The 24,142-nt window shown below is 73.9% G+C and carries 18 protein-coding genes; 7 read left to right on the forward strand and 11 right to left on the reverse strand.

Annotation, left to right across the window (positions count from 1 at the left end):
* The first annotated feature begins 34 nt into the window (after positions 1–34).
* Positions 35–682 carry a hypothetical protein gene (locus FB454_RS07765; RefSeq protein ID WP_013474740.1) on the forward strand — a complete coding sequence of 216 codons (648 nt, stop codon included), beginning with the start codon at positions 35–37 and terminating at the stop codon, positions 680–682.
* A 114-nt stretch (positions 683–796) separates the two neighbouring features.
* Positions 797–1,720, forward strand: coding sequence for a TAXI family TRAP transporter solute-binding subunit (locus tag FB454_RS07770; protein WP_404803115.1), 924 nt, complete (start codon positions 797–799; stop codon positions 1,718–1,720).
* A gap of 6 nt (positions 1,721–1,726) precedes the next feature.
* Here the strand turns inward: FB454_RS07770 and FB454_RS07775 are convergent, their stop codons facing one another.
* Positions 1,727–3,115 carry a sensor histidine kinase gene (locus FB454_RS07775; protein WP_145822723.1) on the reverse strand — a complete coding sequence of 463 codons (1,389 nt, stop codon included), beginning with the start codon at positions 3,113–3,115 and terminating at the stop codon, positions 1,727–1,729.
* Positions 3,116–3,125: 10 nt separating this feature from the next.
* Positions 3,126–3,782, reverse strand: a complete 657-nt coding sequence (locus FB454_RS07780) for a response regulator transcription factor (RefSeq protein WP_013285276.1) — start codon at positions 3,780–3,782, stop codon at positions 3,126–3,128.
* An 84-nt stretch (positions 3,783–3,866) separates the two neighbouring features.
* Here FB454_RS07780 and FB454_RS07785 point away from each other — a divergent pair, with 84 nt between their 5' ends.
* Positions 3,867–4,205, forward strand: a complete 339-nt coding sequence (locus FB454_RS07785) for a DUF952 domain-containing protein (RefSeq protein ID WP_071095900.1) — start codon at positions 3,867–3,869, stop codon at positions 4,203–4,205.
* A 67-nt stretch (positions 4,206–4,272) separates the two neighbouring features.
* Positions 4,273–4,815, forward strand: a complete 543-nt coding sequence (locus tag FB454_RS07790) for an acyltransferase (protein ID WP_013285274.1) — start codon at positions 4,273–4,275, stop codon at positions 4,813–4,815.
* A gap of 58 nt (positions 4,816–4,873) precedes the next feature.
* Here FB454_RS07790 and FB454_RS07795 read toward each other — a convergent pair whose 3' ends face one another.
* From FB454_RS07795 to FB454_RS07810, 4 genes are all read right to left on the reverse strand, one after another.
* Entirely contained in the window at positions 4,874–6,622 is a 1,749-nt protein-coding gene (locus tag FB454_RS07795) for a CDP-glycerol glycerophosphotransferase family protein (protein ID WP_013285273.1), read from the reverse strand.
* A gap of 201 nt (positions 6,623–6,823) precedes the next feature.
* Positions 6,824–8,107, reverse strand: coding sequence for a nucleotide sugar dehydrogenase (locus FB454_RS07800; protein WP_013285272.1), 1,284 nt, complete (start codon positions 8,105–8,107; stop codon positions 6,824–6,826).
* A gap of 3 nt (positions 8,108–8,110) precedes the next feature.
* Positions 8,111–9,679: a glycosyltransferase family 2 protein gene (locus FB454_RS07805; RefSeq protein WP_013285271.1), complete on the reverse strand. Its 1,569-nt coding sequence runs from the start codon at positions 9,677–9,679 to the stop codon at positions 8,111–8,113.
* Positions 9,676–11,244: a glycosyltransferase family 4 protein gene (locus FB454_RS07810; RefSeq protein WP_013285270.1), complete on the reverse strand. Its 1,569-nt coding sequence runs from the start codon at positions 11,242–11,244 to the stop codon at positions 9,676–9,678. The genes FB454_RS07805 and FB454_RS07810 overlap by 4 nt, the downstream gene beginning before the upstream one ends.
* Positions 11,245–11,524: 280 nt before the next feature.
* Here FB454_RS07810 and FB454_RS07815 point away from each other — a divergent pair, with 280 nt between their 5' ends.
* Complete coding sequence (locus tag FB454_RS07815) at positions 11,525–12,715, forward strand: glycosyltransferase family protein (protein WP_013285269.1); 1,191 nt, start codon at positions 11,525–11,527, stop codon at positions 12,713–12,715.
* 4 nt (positions 12,716–12,719) lie between these two features.
* Here the strand turns inward: FB454_RS07815 and FB454_RS07820 are convergent, their stop codons facing one another.
* Positions 12,720–14,621 carry a DUF6311 domain-containing protein gene (locus FB454_RS07820; RefSeq protein ID WP_486485399.1) on the reverse strand — a complete coding sequence of 634 codons (1,902 nt, stop codon included), beginning with the start codon at positions 14,619–14,621 and terminating at the stop codon, positions 12,720–12,722.
* Between the two features lie 280 nt (positions 14,622–14,901).
* Between FB454_RS07820 and FB454_RS07825 the strand changes: the two genes are divergently transcribed.
* Both FB454_RS07825 and FB454_RS07830 read left to right on the forward strand, forming a co-directional pair.
* On the forward strand, positions 14,902–16,344 hold the full coding sequence (locus FB454_RS07825) for a glycosyltransferase family protein (RefSeq protein ID WP_013474735.1): 1,443 nt from the start codon (positions 14,902–14,904) through the stop codon (positions 16,342–16,344).
* The gene (locus FB454_RS07830; RefSeq protein WP_041798948.1) at positions 16,341–18,491 is read left to right on the forward strand and encodes a glycosyltransferase family protein; all 2,151 of its coding nucleotides are present in this window, start codon (positions 16,341–16,343) and stop codon (positions 18,489–18,491) included. Before FB454_RS07825 ends, FB454_RS07830 begins: the two co-directional genes overlap by 4 nt.
* A gap of 66 nt (positions 18,492–18,557) precedes the next feature.
* Here FB454_RS07830 and FB454_RS07835 read toward each other — a convergent pair whose 3' ends face one another.
* Genes FB454_RS07835 through FB454_RS07850 form a run of 4 tightly spaced genes read right to left on the reverse strand, consistent with a single transcriptional unit; the run spans position 18,558 to position 24,038 of the window.
* Positions 18,558–20,177: a glycosyltransferase family 4 protein gene (locus tag FB454_RS07835; protein WP_186461560.1), complete on the reverse strand. Its 1,620-nt coding sequence runs from the start codon at positions 20,175–20,177 to the stop codon at positions 18,558–18,560.
* Between the two features lie 50 nt (positions 20,178–20,227).
* Positions 20,228–21,910: a glycosyltransferase family protein gene (locus FB454_RS07840; protein WP_145822725.1), complete on the reverse strand. Its 1,683-nt coding sequence runs from the start codon at positions 21,908–21,910 to the stop codon at positions 20,228–20,230.
* Positions 21,907–22,932 carry a Gfo/Idh/MocA family protein gene (locus FB454_RS07845; protein WP_013285263.1) on the reverse strand — a complete coding sequence of 342 codons (1,026 nt, stop codon included), beginning with the start codon at positions 22,930–22,932 and terminating at the stop codon, positions 21,907–21,909. The genes FB454_RS07840 and FB454_RS07845 overlap by 4 nt, the downstream gene beginning before the upstream one ends.
* Positions 22,929–24,038, reverse strand: a complete 1,110-nt coding sequence (locus tag FB454_RS07850; protein ID WP_013474731.1) for a DegT/DnrJ/EryC1/StrS family aminotransferase — start codon at positions 24,036–24,038, stop codon at positions 22,929–22,931. The genes FB454_RS07845 and FB454_RS07850 overlap by 4 nt, the downstream gene beginning before the upstream one ends.
* Between the last annotated feature and the right edge of the window lie 104 nt (positions 24,039–24,142).

Consider the following 24,142-nt stretch of genomic DNA (forward strand, 5'->3'; position numbering starts at 1 on the left):
GTAGAGGTACCCCGACGACCGAGGAGCCGCGCCGATGCTCACCACGCTGCTCGACCGCCCGCGCCCGTCGCCGCCGCCGCTGGACTGGCTGACCCTGACCGACGCCTTCGAGGTCGCCTGCATGGTGCGCTGCACGCCGCCGCCGGCCGCCGACGTACGCCGCCTCGACTCCGGACCGCACCGCGGCGGCATCGCCGAGTTCAACCGCGAGGACGCGGCGCAACGGATGCGGCAGCTGCTGGGACGCCTCGACGTGCCGGTGGAGCACGAGCTGACCACCGGTGGCCTGCGCCGCCGCTACGAGCTGCACCGGCTGTCGGTGCCGCCGCAGCACCGGGCGGCGTACGCGAATCTGCTGACCGCGGGCTGGCGGCAGGGCCGCCGGGAGCTGCTCGGCGGGCCGTTCCCGGGCGCCTCGGCGCCGCGGCGGCTGTGGCGGCCCCGGCTGGCCGCGGCGGCCTGGCGGGCGGCGCTGCTCGCGGGCGGCCGGCACGTCCGCCGGCACTGCCTCGGCATCCGGCTCGCCGACCGGGACCTGGCGGCGGTGCTGGTACGCGGCGCGGCGCTGCTGGACGTGCCGGCGGCGCTGCGGCCCGGCTCGGGCTGTTTCCTCGTGGTGGTACCCAACGGCGAGCACCGGGAGCGGATCACCGAGAGCGCGGAGCTGGCCCCGGCGAGCTGACCGGCCCGGACCGGGGCTGCCGCACGCCGGGCCCGCGGTGGTGCGTGCGCCGCGTGGGCTTGCGCCACGGCGGGTGCACGGCGCAGAGTGCAGCCCGTGAGCCGACACTGGCCTGTGCGCGCCGCCGCCCCGCTCGTGCTGGTGCTCCTGCTCGTCGCCGGGCTCACCGGGTGCCGGGACGAGCCGTCCGAGCCGACCCGCATCCGCATCGCCACCGGCAGCCCCACCGCCGTCTACCACGCCTTCGGCCAGTCGCTCGCGGCGCTGCTCAACCGGGAGCTGCCCGGCGTACGGGCCGAGGTGGTGGTCACCGCCGCCTCGGCGCAGAACGTCCGGCTGGTCGGCGCCGGGGAGGCCGAGCTGGGCTTCACCCAGGCCGACGTGCTGCCGCCGCGCGAGCCCGAGCATCCGTCGGTGCTCGCGGTGGCCCGGGTCTACGACGACCTGCTGCACCTGGTGACCCGCGCAGGCGGGCCGATCCGCACGCTCGGCGACCTACGCGGCCGGCGGGTGTCGGTGGGCGCCGACGGCTCCGGCACGGAGATCACCGCCACCCGTCTGCTGGCGGTGGCCCAGCTCGGCGGCGACCGGGTACGCCAGGAACACCTGGGGCTGGACGACTCGGTGGCGGCCCTGCGCGAGGGGCGGATCGACGCGTTCTTCTTCTCCGGCGGGCTACCCGTGCGCGGCGTCGCCGACCTGGCCCAGCGGACCTCGCTGCGGATCGTGGACCTGGGCGACTGGACCGAGCCGCTGCGCCGGGCGTACGGGCAGGTCTACGTGACCCGGGACGTGCCGCGCTCGGTGTACCGGGCCGCCCCGGTCAGCACGGTGGCGAACCCGAACTACCTGATCGTCCGCGCCGACCTGCCCGCCGCGCTGGTGCGGGAGGTGACCCGGCTGCTGATGGACCGCCGGGAGGAACTGGCCGCCGCGCACCCGGCGGCGGGACGGATGAGTCCCCGGTCGGCGATCGTCACCACCCCGCTGCCGCTGCATCCGGGCGCGGCGCAGTGGTATCGCGCCGCGAAGCCCTGACGCGGGTCAGCACCGGACCGGCGCGTCGGCGGGCGCCGGGAACCACAGCTCGGCGACCAGGCCCCGGGGCTCGCCCTGGCGCATGGTGAGCCGGCCGTCGGAGGCGTCCACGAGCACCGCCGCGATGGTCAGCCCGAGGCCCACGCCGTCCACGTTCTGCGCGTCCGGCGCCCGCCAGAACCGCTCGGTGGCCTGGTCGAGCTGACTGGTGGTCATGCCCGGGCCGGTGTCGCCGACGGTCAGCACCGTCCCGCCGTCGGCGGCCCGTACGGTCACCGTCACCTCTCCACCGGCGCCGCTGAACTTCACCGCGTTGTCGATCAGGGCGTCCAGCGCCTGGTCGATGGCGGTCGGCACGGTCCGGGCGTACGCCGGCACGTCCTCGGCGTCGAGGCGGAGCGTGACCTCGCGGTGCCGGGCCAGCGGCAGCCAGGCGGCCACCCGGGAGGCGGCGGTGGCGGTGGCGTCCACAGTCACCCGCTCGTTCTCCTCCCGCTCGGCGCGGGCCAGCGTGAGCAGCGCGTCGAGCACCGTCGCGAGCCGGTCGGTCTCCTCCAGCGCCAGCCGGTGCTCGGCGCGCCCGTCCGGGTCGGTGAGGCTGGGGCCCAGTTCCTCCACCCGCAGCCGCAGCGCGGTGAGCGGGTTGCGGAGCTGGTGGCTGGCGTGCGCGACGAAGGCGCGTTGCCGGTCCATCACGTCGGAGACCGCGTCGGCCATGTCGTTGAAGCTGGTCGCCAGCCGGCGCAGTTCGGGCGGCCCGAGTCCGGCGCGGACCCGCGCGGCGCGGCGGCCCTCGGCGATCTCGTGGGTCACCGCGTCCAGCTCGGTGACCGGGCGCAGCACCCAGCCGGCCAGCCCGAACGCGGTCGAGACGCAGGCCAGCACCGCCAGCAGGCCGATGCCGGCGAGCAGCAGCCACCACACGGTGACGGTGCGGCGCACGCCGTCCGCCGGGCTGGTCGTGACCACGGCGCCGAGCACCTCGCCGCCGTCGTTGATCGGCACGGCCGTCACCACCGGCCCGCCGACCCACGGCCAGACCGACTCCGGGCCGCTGAACTGCTGCCCGGACAGCGCGGTGTCGAGCGCCGCGCGGGTGCCCGCGCCCGGCTCCCACCCGGACGAGGCCACCACGGTACGGCGGTCCCGGTCCACCACGGCCGCGCCGATGCCGTAGAGCGCGTCGTAGGCGGCCAGTTCCCCGTCCAGCGGGCCGGGGCTGCCGCCCCGCAACGCCGGCCCGGCCAGCGAGGCGAAACGGGTGGCGTCGGCGAGACGGTCGGCGCGGACCCGGTCGGTCTCCCGGGTCGCGAGCGTGGCCGCCAGCGGCGTCTCCAGGGCGATCAGGACCAGCACCATCAGCAGCAGGTAGCTGATCACCAGCCGGCGGCGCACGAACCGGCCCTCACGCCTCGCGGAGCCGGTAGCCGACCCCGCGTACGGTCTCCACCAGCGTCGGGTCGCCGAGCTTGCCGCGCAGCGACCCGACGTGCACCTCCACGGTGTGCCGGTCGGCCCAGGTGGTGCCCCACACGTCGAGCAGGATCCGCTCGCGCGGCACCGCCACCCCGGGCTGGCGGGCCAGGGACAGCAGGATGTCGAACTCCTTGCGGGTGAGCGAGACGTCCCGGCCGGCCACCGTCACCGTCCGGCCGCCCACGTCGATGCGGACCGTACCGGCCTCGATCAGGTTGCGCTGCGGCGCGGTGTGCGCGGCCCGGCGCAGCACCGCCTCGATCCGCGCCTGCAGCTCCACCATCGAGAACGGCTTCACCACGTAGTCGTCGGCGCCCAGCCGCAGCCCCAGCACCCGGTCGCGTTCCTCACCGCGCGCGGTCACCGCGATGATGCCGAGCCGGCTGCTGCGCCGCCGCAGCTCGCGGCACAGGTCGGTGCCGTCGCCGTCGGGCAGCCCCAGGTCGAGCAGCACCAGGTCGCAGGGGGCGGCGGAGAGCGCGGCGGCCACCGTCGCGGCGTGTTCCACCTGGTAGCCGCGCCGGGTCAGCGCGGACGACAACGCCGCGGCGACCCGGCGGTCGTCCTCGACCAGGAGGATCCGCACCCGTTCCTCCCTCGACTCGACGTGTTGCCCTGCGAATGGTGGCAGACGCGCCGCCGGGACGCGAGGCCGCTCTAGGCTGCTGCCGTGATCTACAAGATTCTCACCGACGACGAGTGGACGCGGGCGCGGGCGGACGGGCGGTTCGCCGGCACCGCGATGGACCGGCAGGACGGCTACGTCCACCTGTCCGCCGCCGACCAGGTGGTGGAGACCGCGCGGAGGTTCTTCGCCGGGGTCACCGGCCTGACCGTGCTCGCGGTGGACGAGTCCCGGCTCGGCGACGCGCTGCGCTGGGAGGAGTCCCGCGGCGGCGCACTGTTCCCGCACCTGTACGGGGCGTTGCCGGTGGACGCGGTGGTCGCCGCGCACCCCCTGCCGGCCGACCGGCCCGCCGCCGACGCGGTGGCCGAACTGCTCGGGTGAGCGCTCGTTATGCTGCGTCGAGCCCGCCCGACGGCGCGACGCGCCCTGGCATGTGATGCGAGTTGAGATGACTGACAGCAACGACCGGTCCGCCTCCGTCTTCGTCCACCCGACGGCCGACGTGGAGTCCGGCGCCCAGGTCGGCGACGGCACCAAGGTCTGGCACCTGGCGCACATCCGGTCCAGCGCCCAGGTCGGCGCCGGATGCGTGATCGGCCGCAACGTCTACGTCGACGCGGGCGTCACCGTCGGCGACCTGGTGAAGATCCAGAACAACGTCTCGGTCTACCAGGGCGTGACCATCGAGGACGAGGTGTTCGTGGGCCCGTGCGCGGTGTTCACCAACGACTTCCGCCCGCGCGCCCAGAATCCGGACTGGACGATCACCCCGACGCTCGTCCGCCGGGGCGCGTCGATCGGCGCGAACGCCACGCTCGTGTGCGGCATCGAGGTCGGCGAGTACGCGATGATCGCCGCCGGCTCGGTGGTGACCCGCGACGTCAAGCCGTACCAGCTGGTGGCCGGCAACCCGGCCCGCCCGAAGGGCTGGGTCGACGCCAAGGGCGAGGTCATCTCCCGCGACGTCGACAACCCGCCGCACCAGGGCTGACCGGACGAGACAGGGGCGACGACCGGCGCGGTCGTCGCCCCTGCTCCGTCGGTACGCCTCAGCCGCAGAGCCGGCCGATCTCGTCCCGGAACCGGTCCATCGGGTTCGACCCGGCCGGGCCGAGCAGGTACTCCTTCAGCTCCCGCCGCGCCCCGGTCATCGGGTCGTCCCCGGCCCGGGTCACGTCGAGGATCTTCGTCAGCTCGCCGCAGTCCGCCGAGAGCAGGTACGCCGCCCGAGCGGTCGGGAACTGCCGCCGGAACTCGTCCTCGGGCAGGCCGGCCGGATTCGCCACCACGTACGGGCGCTCGCTCTGCACGAAGTCGGAGACCACGCTGGACACGTCGCTGACCAGCAGGTCGGTGACGTTGAAGCAGTCGAACAGCCCCGGCGTGCGGCCGGTGACCACCAGGTGCGCGGTGCCGTCCAGCGAGGACGGATCGGTCTCGCCGCCGGCGGCCTTGATCCGGGACACGATCCGCTCGTGCACGGCGCGGGCCTTCGGCGAACGCGTCCCGGTCAGCGGGTGCGGCTTGTAGATCACCCGCACGTCCCCGGCTGCGAGCAGGCCGGACACGATCCGCTCACCCATCAGCACGAGCGACGTGTGGTACGGGTCGTCGTCGAGCCAGCCCTCCCAGGTCGGCGCGTACAGCACCGTGAAGCGGTGGTCGGCGGCGCCCGAGCCGAACGTGTGCACCCCGGCGAGCTGCGGGCGGCCGACCTCCACGATGTCGCGGTCCAGCACGCCGACGTCGGCCCGGGCGTACCGTTCCCGCCCGGCCGGCCCGGCCACCCAGACCTCGTCGTACACCTTGCTGTACGGGTTGACGCTCGCCTGCTTGTCGCTGTCGCCGTGGCCGACGAAGACGTGCTTCACGCCCGGCTCCCGCAGCAGGTGGATGTTGGCGCCGACGTTCGCGGCGTACAGCGCCACGCGCAGCGAGCCCAGGTCCAGGTTCATGAAGTCGACGCCGGCCGGCACGCAGATCACCGGCAGCCGGGTGTCGGCGAGCTGCTCGAACGCGTCCGCGGCGCGCAGCAGCACGACGGCGCGACGGCCGGTCGCCTCCACCGGCGCGAGCCACATGTTGGCCTGGTAGACGTCCTTGGCCGGGCCGGCGAAGTAGAGCGCCACCTCGGGCCGTTCCCGGGCCATCCAGTCGTGCACGGCGGGCAGCACACCCGGGGCCTTGCCCCGGCCGCGCAGCGCGGTGAGCGCCAGCACCGCGGCGGTGACCAGGCCGGCGGCGAGCGTGACCAGGGCGGTGAGCACCACCGGGGCGACCCGGTCGAGTGCGGCGGCCACCACTGCCGCGGGCACCAGCAGCACGTTCAGCAGCGGCATGCGCAGCCCGGCCAGCAGCCGCGCCCAGGCCGGCGGCACCGGAACCCGCCGCAGCGCGCCGAGGTCGATGTTGCGGGTGTACGCCGGTGGGTCGACCCGGCCGTCGATCACCTTGGTCACCGCGTTGGTGGCGACGGCCACGGTCCACAGCGCGGCGGGCAGCAGCAGGACGGCGACGGTGCCGGCCACGCCGGGACGCACCGCGGCGACCACGAGCAGGACCACCGACAGGTCCCGCACCAGCCGCCGGAATGTCTCGCCCAGACCGGCCTTGTCGAGCAGCGTGGCGGTCTCGGTGTGCCGCCCGGCCAGGGCCAGCTCACCGGCGACGGCGACCACCGCGGCCACCGCGTACGGGACCACCAGGCCGAGGACTCCGGCGAGGACCATGACCGCGTAGCCGAGGAGCGTCGCGCCGACCGCGGCGAGACCCTGCTGGCTGCGTACTCTGCTGAACAACGACACGCTCCCTGTCTGCCCCACCGATGTCGGTGCGGGTCGATTTCCGACGGCTGCGACCCTAAACGGATCACATGACACAAGTATTGCCGGGGTGTCCGGCAGGTGAACTCCACACGGCGTGATCCCGGCTCATCCCGGCGGCGGCACGCGACGGGCCCCGGCCGTTCGAGACGGCCGGGGCCCGCGGAGTCGGTGGGGTCAGCCCCCGATGACCACCCGGCGCACGCCGGTCCAGCGCGCCGGGTCGGTGACCCGGCGGCCGTCGACCAGCACCGTCACGCCCGGCAGGTCGGCCGGGGCGAGGGTGCGGTACTCGGCGTGGTCGGCCTGGATCACCGCGGCGCCGACCGGCTCGCCGTCGTACCCGGGCAGGCCGTGCGCGACCAGCTCCTCGTTCGTGTACATCGGGTCCGAGACGTACGGCACCGCACCCCGCCGGCGCAGCGCGTCCACGGTCGGGAAGACGCCGGAGAACGCGGTCTCCTTGACGCCGCCCCGGTAGGCGGCGCCCAGCACCAGCACGCCCACGCCGGTCAGATCGCCGTACGCGGCGGCGAGCAGGTCGACCGCGTACTCCGGCATGGCCGCGTTGGCCTCGCGGGCCGAGCGGACCACGGTGGCGGCCGGGTCGTTCCACAGGTACATCCGCGGGTAGATCGGGATGCAGTGGCCGCCGACCGCGATGCCCGGCGAGTGGATGTGGCTGTACGGCTGCGTGTTGCACGCCTCGATGACCTTGGTGACGTCCACGCCGACGGTGTCGGCGAAGCGGGCGAACTGGTTCGCCAGGCCGATGTTCACGTCCCGGTAGGTCGTCTCGGCGAGCTTGGCCAGCTCGGACGCCTCGGCGGAGCCGAGGTCCCAGACGCCGTTCGGGCGGTCCAGGTCGGGGCGCTCGTCGAAGTCGAGCACCGCCTCGTAGAACCGCACGCCGTGCGCGGCCGACGCCTCGTCGATGCCGCCGACCAGCTTCGGGTAGCGGCGCAGGTCGGCGAAGACCCGCCCGGTGAGCACCCGCTCGGGGCTGAACACCAGGTGGAAGTCGGTGCCGGCGGTCAGGCCGGAGCCCTCGGCGAGCATCGACGCCCACCGGTTACGGGTGGTGCCGACCGGCAGCGTGGTCTCGTAGCTGACCAGCGTGCCCGGCTTCAACCCACGGGCGATGGCCCGGGTGGCGTCGTCCATCCAGCCGAAGTCCGGCACGCCCTCGGCGTCCACGAACAGCGGCACGACCACGACGACCGCCTCCGACTCGGCGACCGCGGCGGCGGTGTCGGTGGTGGCCGACAGCAGGCCGGCGGCCACCGTCTCCTTGAGCTTGACGTCCAGGTCGGCCTCACCCGGGAAGGGCACGGCACCGTCGTTGACCAGCTGGACGACCCGCTCGGAGACGTCGGCGCCGATCACCCGGTGCCCCTTGGACGCGAACTGCACGGCCAGCGGCAGACCGATCTTGCCGAGCGCGACGACGCAGATGTTCATGAACTACTTTCCTCCAGAGGGCCAGATTCGGCGCAGGCGGGCAAGGAACCGACCGGGGGTCACCGGCGTGATCGCGACGATCACCTGGCCCTTGTGGTTCGTGGTGGGTGTGACGAGGTGCCAGCGGACACCGCGCCGGGCCACCAGCCGGGGTGCGGCGACTGGGCGGTCGGTGCGCAACGGCGCCGAGCCCGTCCCGCCCAGGGCGGAGACCTCGGCGCGTACGATACGACGCTCGCCTGTCCCCGCGACGACCGCCAGCAACCGGTCCACCGCGAAGTCCGTTCGTACGACGGTACCGCTGCCGGAGGACTCGGCCGACGTGACACCCGTCAGATCGCCCACACTGACCCGCAGCGCCTCCGCGCTCAGCTCGGCCAGCTCGGCCCGGCGGCTGCGGGCGGTGACCACCAGGGCCCGCGCCCCGGCGGCGTCGCGTCCCCAGGCCAGCCCGGTCGCGGTCAGCTTGGCCAGTATCGCGGCGGCCCGCTCGGTGACGTCGTACCAGTCGTCCGGGTAGCCGAACGCCGGGTCGCGGAAGCCGACGTGGTCGGCGTACCAGCGGTCGCCGTCGACGACCACCTCGGGCAGTGACCGGTCGGACTGCTGGCCGATGAGCGTGCACAGCGCGTCCAGGTCGCCGTCGCGCGCCACCGCCACCCGCAGCCGCTCCTCGGGCGCCATCCGGGCGGTCACCCCGTCGGTCAGGTACGCCTCGGCGAGCTTGCGGATCCGGTCGTGGACGTGCCGCTGCACGTCCGGGGCGAGGGCGAGGAACTCCGCGCGGAGCAGCTTCGCCACCTCCCAGGTGAAGTGGCGCACCAGCACCGCGTCCCGCCGCGGGCCGGGCTCGATCAGGCCGGCGACGAACCCGACGAGTTCCTCGGCGCAGCGCAGCCGCTCCTCGAACCGGCTGGCGTACGTGATGTTCTGGGCGTTGTCCCGCTTGACCGCGTAGTAGAACTCGTAGTCGCCGAGGACCGACACCTTCTTCGCCCGGACGCACGCCTCCAGCGTGAACGGCTGGTCGCTGCCCATCCGCATGTCCGTACGGAACCGCAGGCCGTGCCGCTCGATCAGGTCCCGGCGGAACAGCTTGGTGTTCGACAACGACCAGGGCAGGTCGCTGTCGAACAGGTCGAGCCGCTCCCGGGTGGTGGCGTAGACGGCCTGGTGCACGTAGCGCTTGTTGGTGCCGACCATCCGGCCGAGCACCACGTCGGAGTCCCACCGGTCGGCGGCGTCGACGAGGCGCTCCAGCGCCTCCGGGCCGAGGTGGTCGTCCGAGCCGATGAAGAAGACGTACCGGCCGCGGGCGTGGTCGAGCGCCAGGTTGCTCGGCGCCGCCGGGCCGCCGGAGTTGGCCTGGTGCAGCACCCGGACCGTGCCCGGGTACCGCTCGGCGTAGCGGTCCAGTTCCGCGCCGCTGCCGTCGGTGGAGCCGTCGTCGACGGCGACGACCTCCAGCCGGTCCCGGCCGATGCTCTGCCCGACGAGCGAGTCGAGGCAGGCGGTCAGGTACGGCATGGTGTTGTAGACGGCGACCACCACCGTCACGTCCGGCCCGTTCACGCGCCCACCTCCACCTGTGCCGGCTCCACCGGGGCGTGCGCCGGCGGCGTCGGCCGGGGCGGCGCGTCGGGCAGCAGCCGGGAGTAGACCTCGTCGAGAACCCGCGCCTGCGCCTCCCAGGTCCAGCCGGCCAGCAGGCCCGGCCGGTCGTACGCGGCGCGGTACCGCTGCGGGTCGGCGAGCACCGCGGTGACCGCGCGGACGAAGTCGGCCACGTCCTCGGCGCGGAACACCTCACCCTGACCGGTCTCCCGGACAGTCTCGGCCATGGTGCGCACGTCGGAGACGACCAGTGGCAGGCGGGCGTGTGAATACTCGAAGAACTTGGTGATCAGCGCGATCTCGTGGTTCGGCCAGTGCTGGATCGGGATGACGCCGACCTGCGCGCCGCCGAGATACCGGACCACCTGGTGGTGCGGCACGTACGGCAGCACGTGCACCCGGTCCGCCACGTCGAGCTCACCGGCCCGGGTGACCAGGCCCCTGACGTACGCCGAGTCGGGCTTGTTGACCACGAACGCGACGTGCGCGCCGGGCAGCCGGGGCAGCGCCTCGACCATCACGCCGAGGCCGCGCTTGGCGGCGGCCACCCCGCTGTAGACCAGCAGCGGCTCGTCCGGCCCGAGCCCGCAGCGGGCGCGGATGTCCGGCGCCGGCCCGGCCGGATCCGCGGGCAACTCGTCCACCGCGGGTGCGTTGAGCACGACCGCCGGCCGTTCGGCCAGCCCGTGCTCGGTGCGCAGCAGGTCGGCCAGACCACCGGAGACGGTCATGGTGGCGTCGGCGTACGGCACGTACTCCCGCTCGTGCGCCACGTTGCCGGGCAGCCAGCGGGCGTTGTCGCGCCACGGCTGCACGCCGGGCAGATATTCGTGGGCGTCCCAGAGCAGCGCGATCCGGCGGCCCTTCGCGGCGGCCCGGACCTTCGCGCGGGCGCCGACGCCGAGCATCCGGAAGTCGTTGGCGTGGATCAGGTCCGGCGCCAGCTCGTCGACCACCGGGCCGTAGGCCAGCTCGTAGTCCCACAGGCCCGGTTCCAGGCGCCGCCACGCGCCGTCGCCGCGCAGCTTGCGCCAGAACAGCGTGTACGCGCGGTCCCAGGGGCCGTCCAGCTTGCGGCCCTTGCGGGCCCGGGTGAGCTGACGGTTGCGGAAACCGACCCACTTGCGGGTCAGGCCGGACAGCTTCTCCTCGGCGCGCAGCGCGGCCCAGGGCAGCCCGCCCGGCCGGCCCGCGCCGGACTCGCGGGCAGCGACGGTGAGTGCCGCCCGGCGGACCGCCAGGTCCGCGCGCCATGCTTTCACCGCCTGGGTACGCTGCGCCGCGATGCCGCTGGGCGGATAGGCGAGCGGGTGCCGCAGCCAGGCCCGGCGGAACTCGTGCCGGCGGCGGGCCAGCGGCTCGGGCATCGGCACGAGGCGTACCTCGGCGGCGCCGAGGCGCCAGCTCTGCGGGCTGCCGACCGGCGCCCGGCCGAGCAGCACGACGTCCCAGCCGGCGTCGGCGGCGGAGCGGGCCGCCTTCTGCACCCGGGAGTCCCCGATGACCCCGTTGTCCACCAGCATCACGACCCGTCCCCGGGTGCCCGCCGCTGCGGTCGTGCCGTCAGATCCCATTCCTGCCCGTTTCGTCGTCGCCAGCACCGCGCCCGCGGACCCGAGCGAGTCTACGACAGCGGATCGGGCTCGAACGCCCGCCGCCGCCGGTGCCCCACGACCTGGTGTGACGGTTGCTACCCTCCATCCTGTTCAACGACCGGCGCCCGCTCCGGGTCGTTCGCCGGGTCGCCGGCCGCGCCACGCGGGCCTCCGGACAATCGCAGCTCAGCGCGAACGGGACCGCACAATGGACGTGGTGACCACCGAGGAACCCAGCCGGCCCGCACCAGCCCCGCCGACCGGCCCGGCCACAGCCGACCGCGTCCGGCCCGGCTACGTCCGGCGGCTGCGCGACGCCGCCCGGGACGCGGCGCCCGCGCTGGCGTTGTACGCGGTGATCCGGCTGATCGGCGTGCTCGTCGTCTACCTGTGGGCCCGCAACATCGACGTCTCCCCGGTCGAGCGGCTCACCCGGGCCGACGGCAACTGGTACCTCGGGATCGTCCAGCACGGCTACGACGGGTACGAGAAGACCCAGAGCAACATGGCGTTCTTCCCGCTCTACCCGGGCCTGACCGCGGCCCTGGAGCGGCTCTCCCCGTTCAGCCCGCGCGAGTCGGCGCTGGTCGTGGCGTGGCTGGCCGCGCTGGCCGCCGCCTGGGGCCTGTACGCCATCGGCAAGCACCTGCACGACAGGCGTACCGGCATCCTGCTCGCCGCGCTCTGGGGCGCCGTGCCGCACGCCGTCGTGGAGTCGATGGGCTACAGCGAGAGCCTGTTCACCGCGCTGGCCGCCTGGACGCTGTACGCGTTGCTGCGCCGGCACTGGGTGACGGCCGGTGTGGTGTGCCTGTTCGCCGGCCTGACCCGGCCCACCGCCTCGTCGCTGATCCCGGTGGTGGGGCTGGCCGCGCTGCTGGCGGTCGTCAGGCGGCGCGACGGCTGGCGGCCCTGGGCGGCGCTGCTGCTCGCCCCGGCCGGGTGGCTGGGCTACCTGGCCTGGGTCGGCACCCGGACCGGCCGGCCGGACGGCTGGTTCCACATCCAGTCCGCCGGGTGGGGCACCACCTTCGACTTCGGCGTCTACACCGTCGACCGGGGCCAGCAGGCGCTGGTGCAGGTGGCCGCGTTGCCGCTGCTGGTGGTCACCGTGGTGGCGCTACTGTCGATCATGTTCTTCGCGTTGAGCGCGATCGACCGGCAGCCGTGGCAGTTGCTGCTCTACAGCGGCCTGATGCTCGTCACCACGCTCGGCGCGGCCGGTTACTACCACTCCAAGGCGCGGTTCCTGCTGCCGGCGTTCCCGCTGCTGCTGCCGGCCGCCGTGGGCCTGGCCCGGGCCGGATGGGCCCGGGCCGGCACGGTGCTGGTCACGCTCGTGGCGCTCTCCGCCTACTTCGGCGGCTATCTGCTGCTGATCTGGACGAAGTCGCCGTGACCGGTCAGCGGGTGAACGGCCGGACGTCCCACACCCAGACGTCCTCGACCCGCTCCCCCGGGCCGTAGAGCGCGTCCAGCACGGTCTTCAGGTCGTCGTGGCGGCGGGCGCCGCGGTCGGGCAGCACCACGGCGTCGGCCTTCCAGTAGCGGACGTCGGCGCGCGCCTGGTCGACGTCGGCCTGGCCGACCGTGGTGTCCCGCTCGCCGAGCGAGACGGCGGTGAGCAGCTTCGCCGTGGGCTGCGGGTCGACGCCCCAGCGGCCGGTGTTGTCGGTGGCGGAGACCGGCGCGAGGAAGTAGCCCTCGGGGACGGCGAAGCCGGCCACCGCGGCAGAACTCCAGTACAGCGACGTCATGCCGTTCACCGGGACCGGGACGAGCGTGCGGCCGGGCGCCACGTGGTCGCGCCAGGTGCCGGCGGTGACGAAGTCCGGCACCGGGGTGCGGCCCTTCGCGTCCAGCGGCATCGGCAGGATCGGCAGCAGCGCGGCGGCCACCGCCACGGCCCCGACGCGGGCGGCCAGCCGGCCGGCCGGTTCGGTGCGGCGGGCGGCGAGCCGGTCCCCGGCGACCGCCAGCAGCACACCGAGCGCCACCGTGGTGATCAGCGCGAACCGGGACACCACCACGGAGTCGAACACGGGCAGGTTCTGCACCAGGGCGAACGGCGCGGGGACGTCGGTGCGACGGGTGCCGATCGTCCAGGTGGTGCCGATGGAGAACAGCGCCGAGACAAGGCCGACGGCCCCGAGCACCCGGACCGCGGTCTCCCGGCGCTGCCACCAGAGCACACCGGCCGCGAGCACCACCAGGGACCAGCCGTAGAAGCTGGCCTGCTCGGTGGTGTTCGGCGCCCAGCCGATCGCGCTGGTCGGGCCACCGGCGATCGACTTGGTGGCGAACTCGACGAACGAGCCGAGCTTGAGGGCGTAGATGTCCGGGGTGCCGGGGTGGCCGACCCGGTGCTGCGGGCCGGCGAACTGCATCCACAGCGGGTACGCCGCCGCCGCGGACACGAGCACGGCGGTGATCGCCAGACCGGACAGCAGCGGGCGCAGCCGGCGTACCGCGTCGCGGGGCCGGAAGACGAGGTAGGCCAGGACCAGCATCAGGCAGCCGAGCGCGGTCAGGAAGAGGATCTCCAGGCTGATGAAGAACTGGGCCACCACCAGCCCGGCCAGGATCAGGCCGTCGCGGATCACCCGCTCGCCGCGGGACAGCGCGATCACCCGCCAGACGATGAACGGCACCAGCCACTGCGCGGTGATGTGCGGGTGGCCGTTGCTGTGCGAGATCAGCGCCGGCGCGAAGGCGCAGAACAGTCCGCCGACGAACGCGGCCGCACGGGAGTCGACCACGTGCCGGGACAGCACGTGGTACCAGGCGTACCCGGTGCCGGCCAGGTTCAGCGTGATGAACAGCAGATAGGAGAAGGACGCGCCGAAGAGCAGCGTGACCGGGGTGAGCACCAGGCCGGGCAGCTGCATCCCGACGTTCGTCATCAGGTTCACGCCGGCCGGGGCGTTCTGGAGCGTGGTGAAGAACGGGTTCTCCAGGTTGGTGACCGCGTGCGCCGCGTACGCCAGCATCCACTCGTTGAAGCCCTGGTCGTTCGGGCGGCTGCCGAGCAGCCGGCCGTCGTAGTCGCGCCAGCCGCGGGCGGTGACCCAGAACGCTCCGGCGAGGTAGACCAGGGCCACCAGCGCGTCGACCCGCCGCCACCGGCCGCCGCGCCGCTTTTCGGCCGCGGTGTCCGGCTCCGGCTGCTCCGGCTGCTCCGGGGCCGCGGTCGTCGTCGGGCGCGGGGTGGACGACCCCGGATCGGACGAGTCGTCGGCCGCGGACCCGTCGCCGCCGGTGGGGGCGGGCTCGCGGTCGCGGGTGTCGGGCGCAGGCGCGGTCATGGCGTAGGAGTCTACGAAAGCGGAGGCCGCGGTCGAGGACCGGCCGAGACGGCGTGTCCGGCCGGCCGGGACCGCCGGTGACGGGACCGCGGTGATCCGGGGCACGGCGCACCCGCCGGCCGCCGGGCGGCGGCAGGTCCGGCGCGCGAAACGGCGTTATTGTAGTGTCCGCACGCGCTCCGGCGGTCGTTACGCGGCCACCGGCACAGCAGGTACCGCGTCCGGCCGAGCCGTCCAGGCCGCGACACGGCATCTCCCCACCTCCCCAGGATCGGAATCGATGAACAACGGGCGAACTCTCTGGGACTCGTTGAAACTCCCCCGGCCGCGACGGTCCGGGTCCCGGCCGCACATGGTCTACCTCGCGATCGGCTTCCCACCGGCGGCCAAGAGCTGCGCCTACCGCATGCGGGAGACCGCGAACCAGTTCGCCGCCGCGGGCTGGGACGTGACCGCTGTCACCATCGCGGACGAGGCCTGGGAACGGGAGTACGGGCTCGACCACACCCTCTCCCAGGGTGTGGATCCCAGCGTGCGCGTGGTGAAGCTGCCGCTGTTCCGGGACGACCTCGAGACCGACATCCGCACGTTCACCGAGCAGCGTGCCCTGGCGCACAAGGACTACCTGGCCGACCTGCGCAAGCAGAACCTCAAGGTCTTTCCCGAGCCGGTCTTCGGCGGCTGGCGTCCGGCGCTGGAGAAGGCCCTGCTCCGGATCCACCGGGAGCGGCACGTCGACCTGCTGGTGACCACCTGCGCGCCGTACGTCAACCTGTCCGCGACCTGGAAGCTGTGGGAGACGCACCGGGTGCCGTACGTGGTGGACTTCCGCGACGGCTGGTCGGTCGACGTGATCAACAACGGTGAGGCGTTCACCCGGGAGTCGGTCTCCGGCCAGTGGGAGATCAAGCTGCTCACCAACGCCGTCGCCATCTGGAACGTCAACGAGCCGATCTCCCGCTGGTACCGCGAGCGCTATCCGGAACTGGCGCACAAGATGCGGGTCGTGCGCAACGGCTACGACGCGGCGAGCATCCCGGCCCAGGTCCGCCCCGCCCCGCCGGACCGGCCGCTGACCTTCGGCTACCTCGGCGCGCTGAACCTTCCCGTCCCGCTGCTGAGCGCCGTGCTCGAGGGCTGGCGCACGGCACGCGCCGAGGACCCGGCGCTGGCCGACGCCCGCTTCGAGGTGCGGGGCCACATCGGCGCCGCCTGGGCGCGCGGCGACAACGCGCACGCGGAGCTGCTCAGGGCCGCCGCCGTCGACGGCGTGCTGGTCGGCGGCTCGGTGCCCAAGGCCGAGGTGGTCGACCTCTACTCCCGCTGGGACGCGGTGGTGCTGATGGTGACCGGCGGCCGGTACATGACCTCCGGCAAGGTGTACGAGTACATGGCGACCGGCCTGCCGGTGGTCTCCGCCCACGAGGCCGACCACGACGCCTCCACGGTGCTGTCCACCTATCCACTCTGGACCGGCGCGGTCGGGCTGGACCCGGCCGAGCTGACCGGCGCCTTCCGGCGGGCCGCCGCGATGGCCCGTACCGCCGACGCGGCCGAGCGGGAGAAGGCCCGCGCCGAGGCGCGGCAGTACGCCCGCGAGGAGCAGCTCATCCCCGCCGTCCGGGAGGTGACCGAGCTGGTGCTGGGCACCGGCGGTCCGGCCGGCACCCCACAGCCCTCCCCCGCCGGCGCGCGCGTCCTGGCCCGAGAAGGTAGGTCATGATCGAGGTCCTGATGGTTATGGGCACCGTCCCCGGACGGGTGGCGGTCCTGACCGACGCGCTTCAGCAGTTCCGTGACAGGGGCGTCACCGTACGGGTGGCCACCACCTTCGACCCGGTGGAGAAGATCCCGGCGGCGACCGAGCTGGCCGAGGTGCACCTGCTGCCCACCGCCACCGAGCTGGGCCCCCGCTTCGGCCGGGCGGTCAAGCGGGCGGCCCCGGCCCGGCGCCCGTGGCTGCGCGCCCAGCGCGACCCGTGGGTGCGCCGGCACGCCAAGCGGGCCGACGTCCTGGTCGCGCTCGACGCGCAGGCCCTGCACACCGTCTGGCAGCTCGCGCAGCGCTACCGGCGGGCCGACGCCGTCTACGGCATCGCCCCGGCGCTGCGGGCGGTGGAGAAGCGGTCCGCCGACCCGGCGCGCTACCGCCGACCCCGGCTGAACACCGTCGGCCCGGCCCCGACCGTGCTGGCGAGCGCCACCCGCAACCAGACCGTCGACCTGGCGAAGCGGGTGTTCGAGATGAGCACCGGCAAGCGGGCCATGAAGCTCAGCCCGGTGCGCTGGTTCTGGCAGGGCGCCGTCACGGCGCCCGGCCTGCCGGAGCGGCACCGCGGCAAGATCGCCCGGCGGGTCACCGGCAACATGCTCAAGACCGGGCACGGCGCCAGCGCGAAGCGGCTGGCGCTGGCGGCGCAGGGCCGGCTGAAGAGCCCGGCGACCAAGGGGCAGCTCCTCGGCCCGATCGTGGACGCGGAACTGAGCCAGGGCAAGGTGCCCGAGCACCTGATGACAGTGGTGCGAGGTCAGCTCAAGCTCGCCGACGGCTTCCTCAAGAAGCGCAACCCGGGCAAGGCCGCGCCGCACGTGCTGCGCGCGTTCAACCTGATGTTCCACCGGATCGTGCAGTTCGACGGCACCACCTCGCCGCTGGCCGAGGACCCGGAGAAGTTCCTCGCGCCGTTGCACAACAGCGAGGCCGGCCGGGCAATGGCGACGCCGCGCGGGCGGCAGAGCCCGGCGGCGTTCCCGCCCGCCGGCCGGCCGCACCGGATGCTCTTCTTCACCGGGCTGAACGACAACTTCCTCGGGCCGATCCTGGAGCGCTACGAGGCGATGCCCGGGGTGGAGGTCCGCCGGCTGAACCTGATGGAGGAGTCGATCCTCCCGGTGCTCAGCAACGGCCGCACCAACGTGACGCTCCACATGCTCGCCGGCGCCTCCAAGCGGGCCGGGGAGGTCCAGGAGGCGTGGGGCCCCCACCTGGAGTGGGCGGACACGGTCTTCGTGGACTGGTGCAACCTCGGCGCCGCGATGCTGACGATGATCGACCCGGGCACCACCCGGGTGATCGTCCGCCTGCACAGCTTCGAGGCGTTCAGCTGGTGGCCGCACCTGACCGACTGGTCGCGTGTGGACGACGTGGTCTTCGTCTCCGAGCACCTGCGCGACCTGGCGCTGGCCGCGGTGCCGCGGCTGCGCGCGCCGCAGGGCCCGCGGACCCACATGATCAGCAACGCGATGGACCTGCACCGGTACGTGGCGCCGAAGGTCTCCGCCGACAGCCGGTTCACGCTCGGGCTGGTCGGATTGAGTTCCCTGGCGAAGGACCCGCGCTGGGCCCTGGCTGTGCTGCGGGAGCTGCGCCGGCACGACGAGCGGTACCGTCTCAAGCTGGTCGGCGACGACCTCAACCCGGAGCTCAGCCCGGCGATCACGGCCTACGTCCGGGAACTCGACGCCGAGCTTGCCGAGCTGGAGCCGTCCGGCGCGGTGGTGCGGACCGGCCGTACCGAGGACGTCCCCGGTGCGCTCACCGACGTCGGGGTCATCCTCAGCACCTCGCTGCGGGAGAGCTTCCACTGTGCGCTCGTCGAGGGCGCGGCCAGCGGCGCGGTGCCCGTGGTGCGCGACTGGCCGTTCTTCGCCGGCCGCCCGCACAGCGCCCGGAGCCTGTTCCCGAGCGACTGGGTGGTGGGTACGCCGCAGGAGGCCGCCGAGCGGATCCTGGCCCTCACCGCCACCGAGGAGACCTGGCGTGAGGCGGGCCGGGCCGCGGCGTCGCACGTGCTGAGCACCTGGGACTGGTCGGTGACGCAGAAGGACTTCGACCGGCTGCTGCTGGAGCCGCCGGCCACGTCCGGCTGACCGGCGTACACGTGATCGGCCGGCTCCCCGACACGGGGAGCCGGCCGAATCGTTCTGTGCCGGGGGTCAGCGCGAGGTGGCCGCGTACTCCCGCTCGTCGCCGGGACGCCGGGACGCCGGAGGACGCGCCCCGCTCGCGGCGGGCGTGCCCAGCAGCGAGCCGTACACCTCGTCGAGGATCCGGGCCTGGGCCTCCCAGGTCCAGCCCTCCAGCAGGCCGGGCTTGTCGTAGGCGGCCCGGTAGCGCTCCGGGTCGGCGAGCACGGCCCGGACGGCCCGGACGTAGTCGGCCCGGTCCTCGGCGGTGAACACCTCACCCTGCCCGGTGGCCCGCGCGGTCTGCGCCATGGTCTTCACGTCGCTGACCACGATCGGCAGCCGGGCGTGCGAGTACTCCAGGAACTTCGTGATCAGCGCCAGCTCGTGGTTGGGCTTGTGGTGGATCGGGATGACCCCGGCGTCCGCGCCGGACAGGAACGGCACCACCTGCCAGTGCGCCACGTACGGCAGCAGGTGCACACGGTCCGCGACGCCGAGTTCGGCGGCCCGCTCCCGCAGCGCCTCGGAGAACTGGTTGTCGCCGTTCGGGTTCATGGTCACGAACGCGACGTGCACGTCGGGCAGCTCCGGCAGCGCCTCCACCATGATCTGGCAGCCCCGGCTCGGGTTCACCGCGCCGGAGTAGACGAGCACCGGCGTACGGCTGTCCACGCCGCACAGCGCCCGCAGGTCCGGCACGTCGCCGTCGGCCTCGGCCGGCGGCGCCATCGGCGCGTTGAGCACCACGGCCGGCCGGTCGGGCAGGCCGTGGGTCTCCTGGAGCAGGTCGGCGAGCGTGTCGGAGACGGTCACCACCGCGTCCGGATAGGCGGCGTACTCGGCCGTGTAGGCGATCTGGGCCGGCAGCCAGCGCGGGTTGTCGGCCCGGCCGGTGATGCCGCCGACGAACTCGTGGGCGTCCCAGACCAGCTTGGTCCGCCGGCCGGCGGCCCGGGCCCGCAGCGTCGCCCGCGCGCCGATGCCGAGCATCCGGAAGTCGTTGGCGTGGATGATGTCCGGCTTGAGTTCGTCGAGCGTCTTGCGGAAGGCCAGTTCGAAGTCCCACAGGCCCGGGTCCAGCCGGCGCCAGGCGCGGTCGCCCAGCAGCCCCTGCCAGAACCGTACGGGCAGGCGGCTGAACAGCGCCTCCGGATCGGTCTGCGCCTTGCGCAGCCGACGGGTCTCGCCGCTGCGGAACCGTACCCAGCGGGCGAGCGCGGTGGCGGCGGCGCGGGACGGCAGCTGGGCCGCCCGTCCCACGGCGGCCGGAAGCCCGCCGCCCAGCGCCTGGGCGCGGACGCGGCGCTCGTACAGATCGGCCTGCCAGGCCTTGATCTCCTGGACCCGGTACGCGGCCTTGGTGGTGGACGCGTACGCCAGCGGCCGGCGCAGCGACCGGCTGTACTCCCGGGGCAGCCGGTGCAGCGGCTTGGGTACCCGCAGCAGCCGCACCTCGGCGCCGCCGATGCGCCAGGTGTCCACGTCGGAGCGGGCGTTGCGGATGCCGAGGAGGAAGACCTCCCAGCCGGCGTCGGCGGCCGAGCGCGCTGCCTTCTGCACCCGGGAGTCGCCGTGGACGCCGTTGTCGACCAGCATCACCACCCGGCCCCGGGTCGGTCGGGCATCGCTGTTAGCGCCAGCTTGCATCGGGTGCTTCTCCTCGTTGACGGTGCGGGCGTGGGTGGTGGTCGGGCGGGTCACCGGAGGAAGGCGTCGAAGACCTCGGCGGTGCGCCGCCCGTCGTGGTGGTCACGGACGTAACGGGTGCCCTCCGCGGCCAGGGCGATCGCGGCGGGCCGGTCGTCGAGCAGCGACTCGATGGTCTTGACGAGGGTGCCGGGGGTGGCGTTGGCGATCGGCGGCTGGATCCCGGCGGCCCGGTGCGGCCCTTCGCTGAGGTACGCCACCACGACCCGGCCGGCGGCCATCCCCTCGCAGGAGAAGGTGCCGTAGCTGCCCATCACCAGCTGGTCGACCACGATGTCGCACTCCTGCACCTGGCGCCGCATCTCGTGGTGCGGCAGCCCTTCCACCAGGCGCAGTTCGATGATCCGTCGATCGTGCAGCTCCTGCAACCGGGGCAGGAGCCGGTCGGTGCCCTTGGTCCACCGCTTCGACGGCGCGTGCAGCACCACCGGCCGGGCGCGTTCCAGCACCGGGCGGTCGCAGGCCCAGGCGTCCACGTCGACGATCAGCGGCGCCCACGTGGCGGACGGCACGTCGTCCAGCAGGTCGGGGGTGGTCACGAAGAACGGCAGGCCGCTCTCCTCGGCGGTGCGCCGGTTCCGCTCGGCGACTGTGGTGAGCTGCCCGATCAGGTCCTCCGGGGCGTCCCGGAACGCGGACTCGGCGTGCCGCTCCAGGTGCGCGCCCGGATGGCGGATCTCGCTGCCGTGCGCCAGCAGCGCGACCTTGAGCCGGGCCCGGCGCAACGCGGGCAGGTCCGCGGCGATGTCGTCGCCGTTGGCCCGGCCGAGCACCGGACGGAACGCGTCCACGATCAGGTGGGTGTACCAGCCGAGCACCCGCTCGGCCCGCGCGATCTGCACGTCGAGCCGGTGCTCGCCGGGGTAGTTCAGGTAGCGGTCGGCCGGGTAGCGGTAGGTGGCCGGTGGCTTGGCCATCACCAGTTCCACGCCGACGTCGGCGCGGGCGGTGGTGATCGCCACCGCCAGGGCGGAGAGCTGCCCGGCGTAGTTCGCCGTGCCCAGCCCCAGCCGGATCGGCCCGGCGCCGAGCGGACGCCACGGGCCGGGCGTGCCGGCCTCGATCGGCGCGACCGGCGGCTCCTGCGCGGGAGATGCCTCGTCGCCGCCGCGCTGCCGGGCCCGTTCCACCGCCTTGGTGAACGAGGGCAGCGAGCCGGGCGCGAAGAATTCGCCGCCGCCGTGCCGGGCCAGGTGCTCGCGCGTCACCCGGCTGTCGGCGGCGACCACCCGCAGCCCGGCGGCGAGGAAGGTGTCCAGCAGGTCGAGACCGGCGTCCGGGTCGAACCCGAACACCGCCACGTCCGCCGGGGCGAGGAACGCGGCCGTCACCGTACGCGGGCGCGGCACCACGTGGACCCGGCGGCGCGCCTTGCCGGCGCGGCGGGTCAGGTCCTGGGCCGGCGCCCGCTCCGCCTCGTCGCAGACCAGCGCCAGGTGGAACTCGGGCAGCCGGACGAGCGCGCGCAGCACGCCGTCCAGCGCCCGGTCGCCGGTGATCCCGCCGGCGTGCACCAGCAGCGGCGTGCCGGCGGGGAGTTCACACAGTTCGCGTACCGAAGGGGTCTGCCAGGGCCGCGCGCCGGCGGCGGCCCGGCGGAGCGCGATGCGCCACCGCCGGGGAATCCGCCGCCGTACCGCGGAGACCGTCCGCCGCACCGGCGCCGGGCTCATCGCAGTGCCGGCTCCGCGTCGCTGCCGCTGGCCGCGACGGACACGACCTTGCCGTCGGCGGACGACTCCAGCAGGGCGGCCGCGACCTGCACGGTACGCAGACCCTGCCGCAGCGTGACGATGTCGCTCTGCTTGCCCTCGACCGCGTCCCGGAAGCGCTCGTGCTCGACCAGCAGCGGCTCCCGCTTCGGGATCGCGTAGCGGACCATGTCGCCCTCGGCCACGCCGCGGAACGCGCGCAGCGCCTCCCACTCGGTGTCGATGGCGGCGTTGGCGTAGAAGGTCAGGTCGGCGGTGAGCGTGTCGGCCACGAAGCAGCCCTTGTCACCGGTGACCACAGTCGACCGCTCCTTGAGCGGGCTGAGCCAGTTCACCAGGTGGTTGACCATCGTGCCGTCGGCGAGCTGGCCGACCACGGCGACCATGTCCTCGTGCAGCCGGCCGCTGCGCGAGACGGTGCGGGCGGCGACCGAGCTGTACTGCTGGCCGGTCACCCAGGCGGTCAGGTCGATGTCGTGGGTGGCCAGGTCCATCACCACGCCGACGTCGGCGATCCGGTGCGGGAACGGGCCCTGGCGCCGGGTCACGACCTGGAACACCTCGCCCAGCTCGCCCGCCTCCAGGCGGGTGCGCAGGCTCTGCAGCGCCGGGTTGTAGCGCTCGATGTGCCCGACGCCGGCGACCAGGCCGGCGTTCTCGAACGCCTCGACCAGCCGGGTGGCGGCGTCGACGGACTGGGCGAGCGGCTTCTCGATGAGCGCGCAGACGCCGTTGGCGGCCAGCTCCATGCCGATCGGCTCGTGCAGCGCCGTCGGGCAGGCCACCACCGCGTAGTCGACGCCGAGGGCGAGCAGGTCGCTCAGCTCGGGTACGACGGGCGCGCGCAGCGTGCCGGTCACGTCGCCGGCCGGGTCGACCACGCCGACCAGCTCGACGCCGTCCAGGTTGGACAGCACGCGGGCGTGGTTGCGGCCCATCGCGCCGAGGCCGATCAGGCCGGCCCGCAGCTTCCGTCCGCTCATCGGGCACCCCCGGCCAGGTTCGCGCCCTCGGCGATCCGCTCCAGGTCGGCGGGGCTCAGCGACGGGTGCACCGGCAGCGAGACCACCTCGGCGGCGGCCCGCTCGGTCTCCGGCAGGTCCCACGCGCCCGGCTTGCCGTCGGCGTCGAGGTACGGCTTGAGCCGGTGGATCGGGGTCGGGTAGTAGACCGCGTTGCCGATGCCCAGCTCGGTGAGGCGGGCCTGGGCGGCGTCCCGGTCGGCCCGCACCCGCACGGTGTACTGGTGGTAGACGTGCTTGGCGCCGTCGGCGACGGGCGGGGTGACCATGCCGGTGATCGCCGAGTCGAGGAACTTGGCGTTGGCGCGGCGCTGCTCGGTCCACTCGGCGAGCTGGGTGAGCTGCACCCGGCCGATGGCGGCGGCCACGTCGGTCATCCGCATGTTGGCGCCGACGATCTCGTTGGCGTACCGCTGCTCCATGCCCTGGTTGCGCAGCAGCCGCAGGGTCCGGGCGAGGTCCGCGTCGGCGGTGGTGATCATGCCGCCCTCGAGGGAGTGCATGTTCTTCGTCGGGTAGAAGCTGAAGCAGCCGGCGGTGCCGAACGCGCCGACCGGGGTGCCGTTCAGCTCGGCGCCGTGCGCCTGCGCGGCGTCCTCGACCACTGCGAGGCCGTGCTGCTGCGCGATCGCCATGATCCGGTCCATCGCGGCCGGGTGGCCGTAGAGGTGCACCGGCATGATCGCGACCGTCTTCGGCGTGATCGCCGCGGCGACCGCCTCCGGGTCGACGCAGAAGCTGCCCGGCTCGATGTCCACGAAGACCGGCTCGGCGCCGACCAGCCGGACCGCGTTGCCGCTGGCGGCGAAGGAGAAGGACGGGACGATGATCTCGTCACCCGGGCCGAAGCCGAGCGCCATCAGCGTCAGCTGGAGCGCGGAGGTGCCGGAGTTGACGGCGACGCAGTGCCGGCCGCCGACCAGGTCGCCGAACTCCTCCTCGAACGCGGCGACCTCGGGGCCCTGCACGACCCGGCCGCTCCGCAGCACCCGGACGGCCGCCTCGATCTCGGCTTCGCCGATGATCGGCCGTGCGGGGGGAATGAACTCTGGATGCGGCCCGACCATGGGGCTTCCTCCTGTCGACGCGTGGTTCATGAGAGACATTTCGGGGGATGGTACCGGTCTGTCGGGAAAACCAACGGGTTGCACTGATTGTCCGACCGGATGTG

The organism is Micromonospora sp. CNZ297, from assembly GCF_007827625.1.

Bases quoted from the DNA above. Each gene is read 5' to 3' on its own strand.
- FB454_RS07765 (WP_013474740.1), top strand. From the start codon at position 35: ATGCTCACCACGCTGCTCGACCGCCCGCGCCCGTCGCCGCCGCCGCTG.
- FB454_RS07790 (WP_013285274.1), top strand. From the start codon at position 4,273: ATGACTGACAGCAACGACCGGTCCGCCTCCGTCTTCGTCCACCCGACG.
- FB454_RS07800 (WP_013285272.1), bottom strand. From the start codon at position 8,107: ATGAACATCTGCGTCGTCGCGCTCGGCAAGATCGGTCTGCCGCTGGCC.
- FB454_RS07810 (WP_013285270.1), bottom strand. From the start codon at position 11,244: ATGCTGGTGGACAACGGGGTCATCGGGGACTCCCGGGTGCAGAAGGCG.
- FB454_RS07815 (WP_013285269.1), top strand. From the start codon at position 11,525: ATGGACGTGGTGACCACCGAGGAACCCAGCCGGCCCGCACCAGCCCCG.
- FB454_RS07820 (WP_486485399.1), bottom strand. From the start codon at position 14,621: ATGACCGCGCCTGCGCCCGACACCCGCGACCGCGAGCCCGCCCCCACC.
- FB454_RS07825 (WP_013474735.1), top strand. From the start codon at position 14,902: ATGAACAACGGGCGAACTCTCTGGGACTCGTTGAAACTCCCCCGGCCG.
- FB454_RS07830 (WP_041798948.1), top strand. From the start codon at position 16,341: ATGATCGAGGTCCTGATGGTTATGGGCACCGTCCCCGGACGGGTGGCG.
- FB454_RS07835 (WP_186461560.1), bottom strand. From the start codon at position 20,177: ATGCAAGCTGGCGCTAACAGCGATGCCCGACCGACCCGGGGCCGGGTG.
- FB454_RS07840 (WP_145822725.1), bottom strand. From the start codon at position 21,910: ATGAGCCCGGCGCCGGTGCGGCGGACGGTCTCCGCGGTACGGCGGCGG.
- FB454_RS07845 (WP_013285263.1), bottom strand. From the start codon at position 22,932: ATGAGCGGACGGAAGCTGCGGGCCGGCCTGATCGGCCTCGGCGCGATG.
- FB454_RS07850 (WP_013474731.1), bottom strand. From the start codon at position 24,038: ATGGTCGGGCCGCATCCAGAGTTCATTCCCCCCGCACGGCCGATCATC.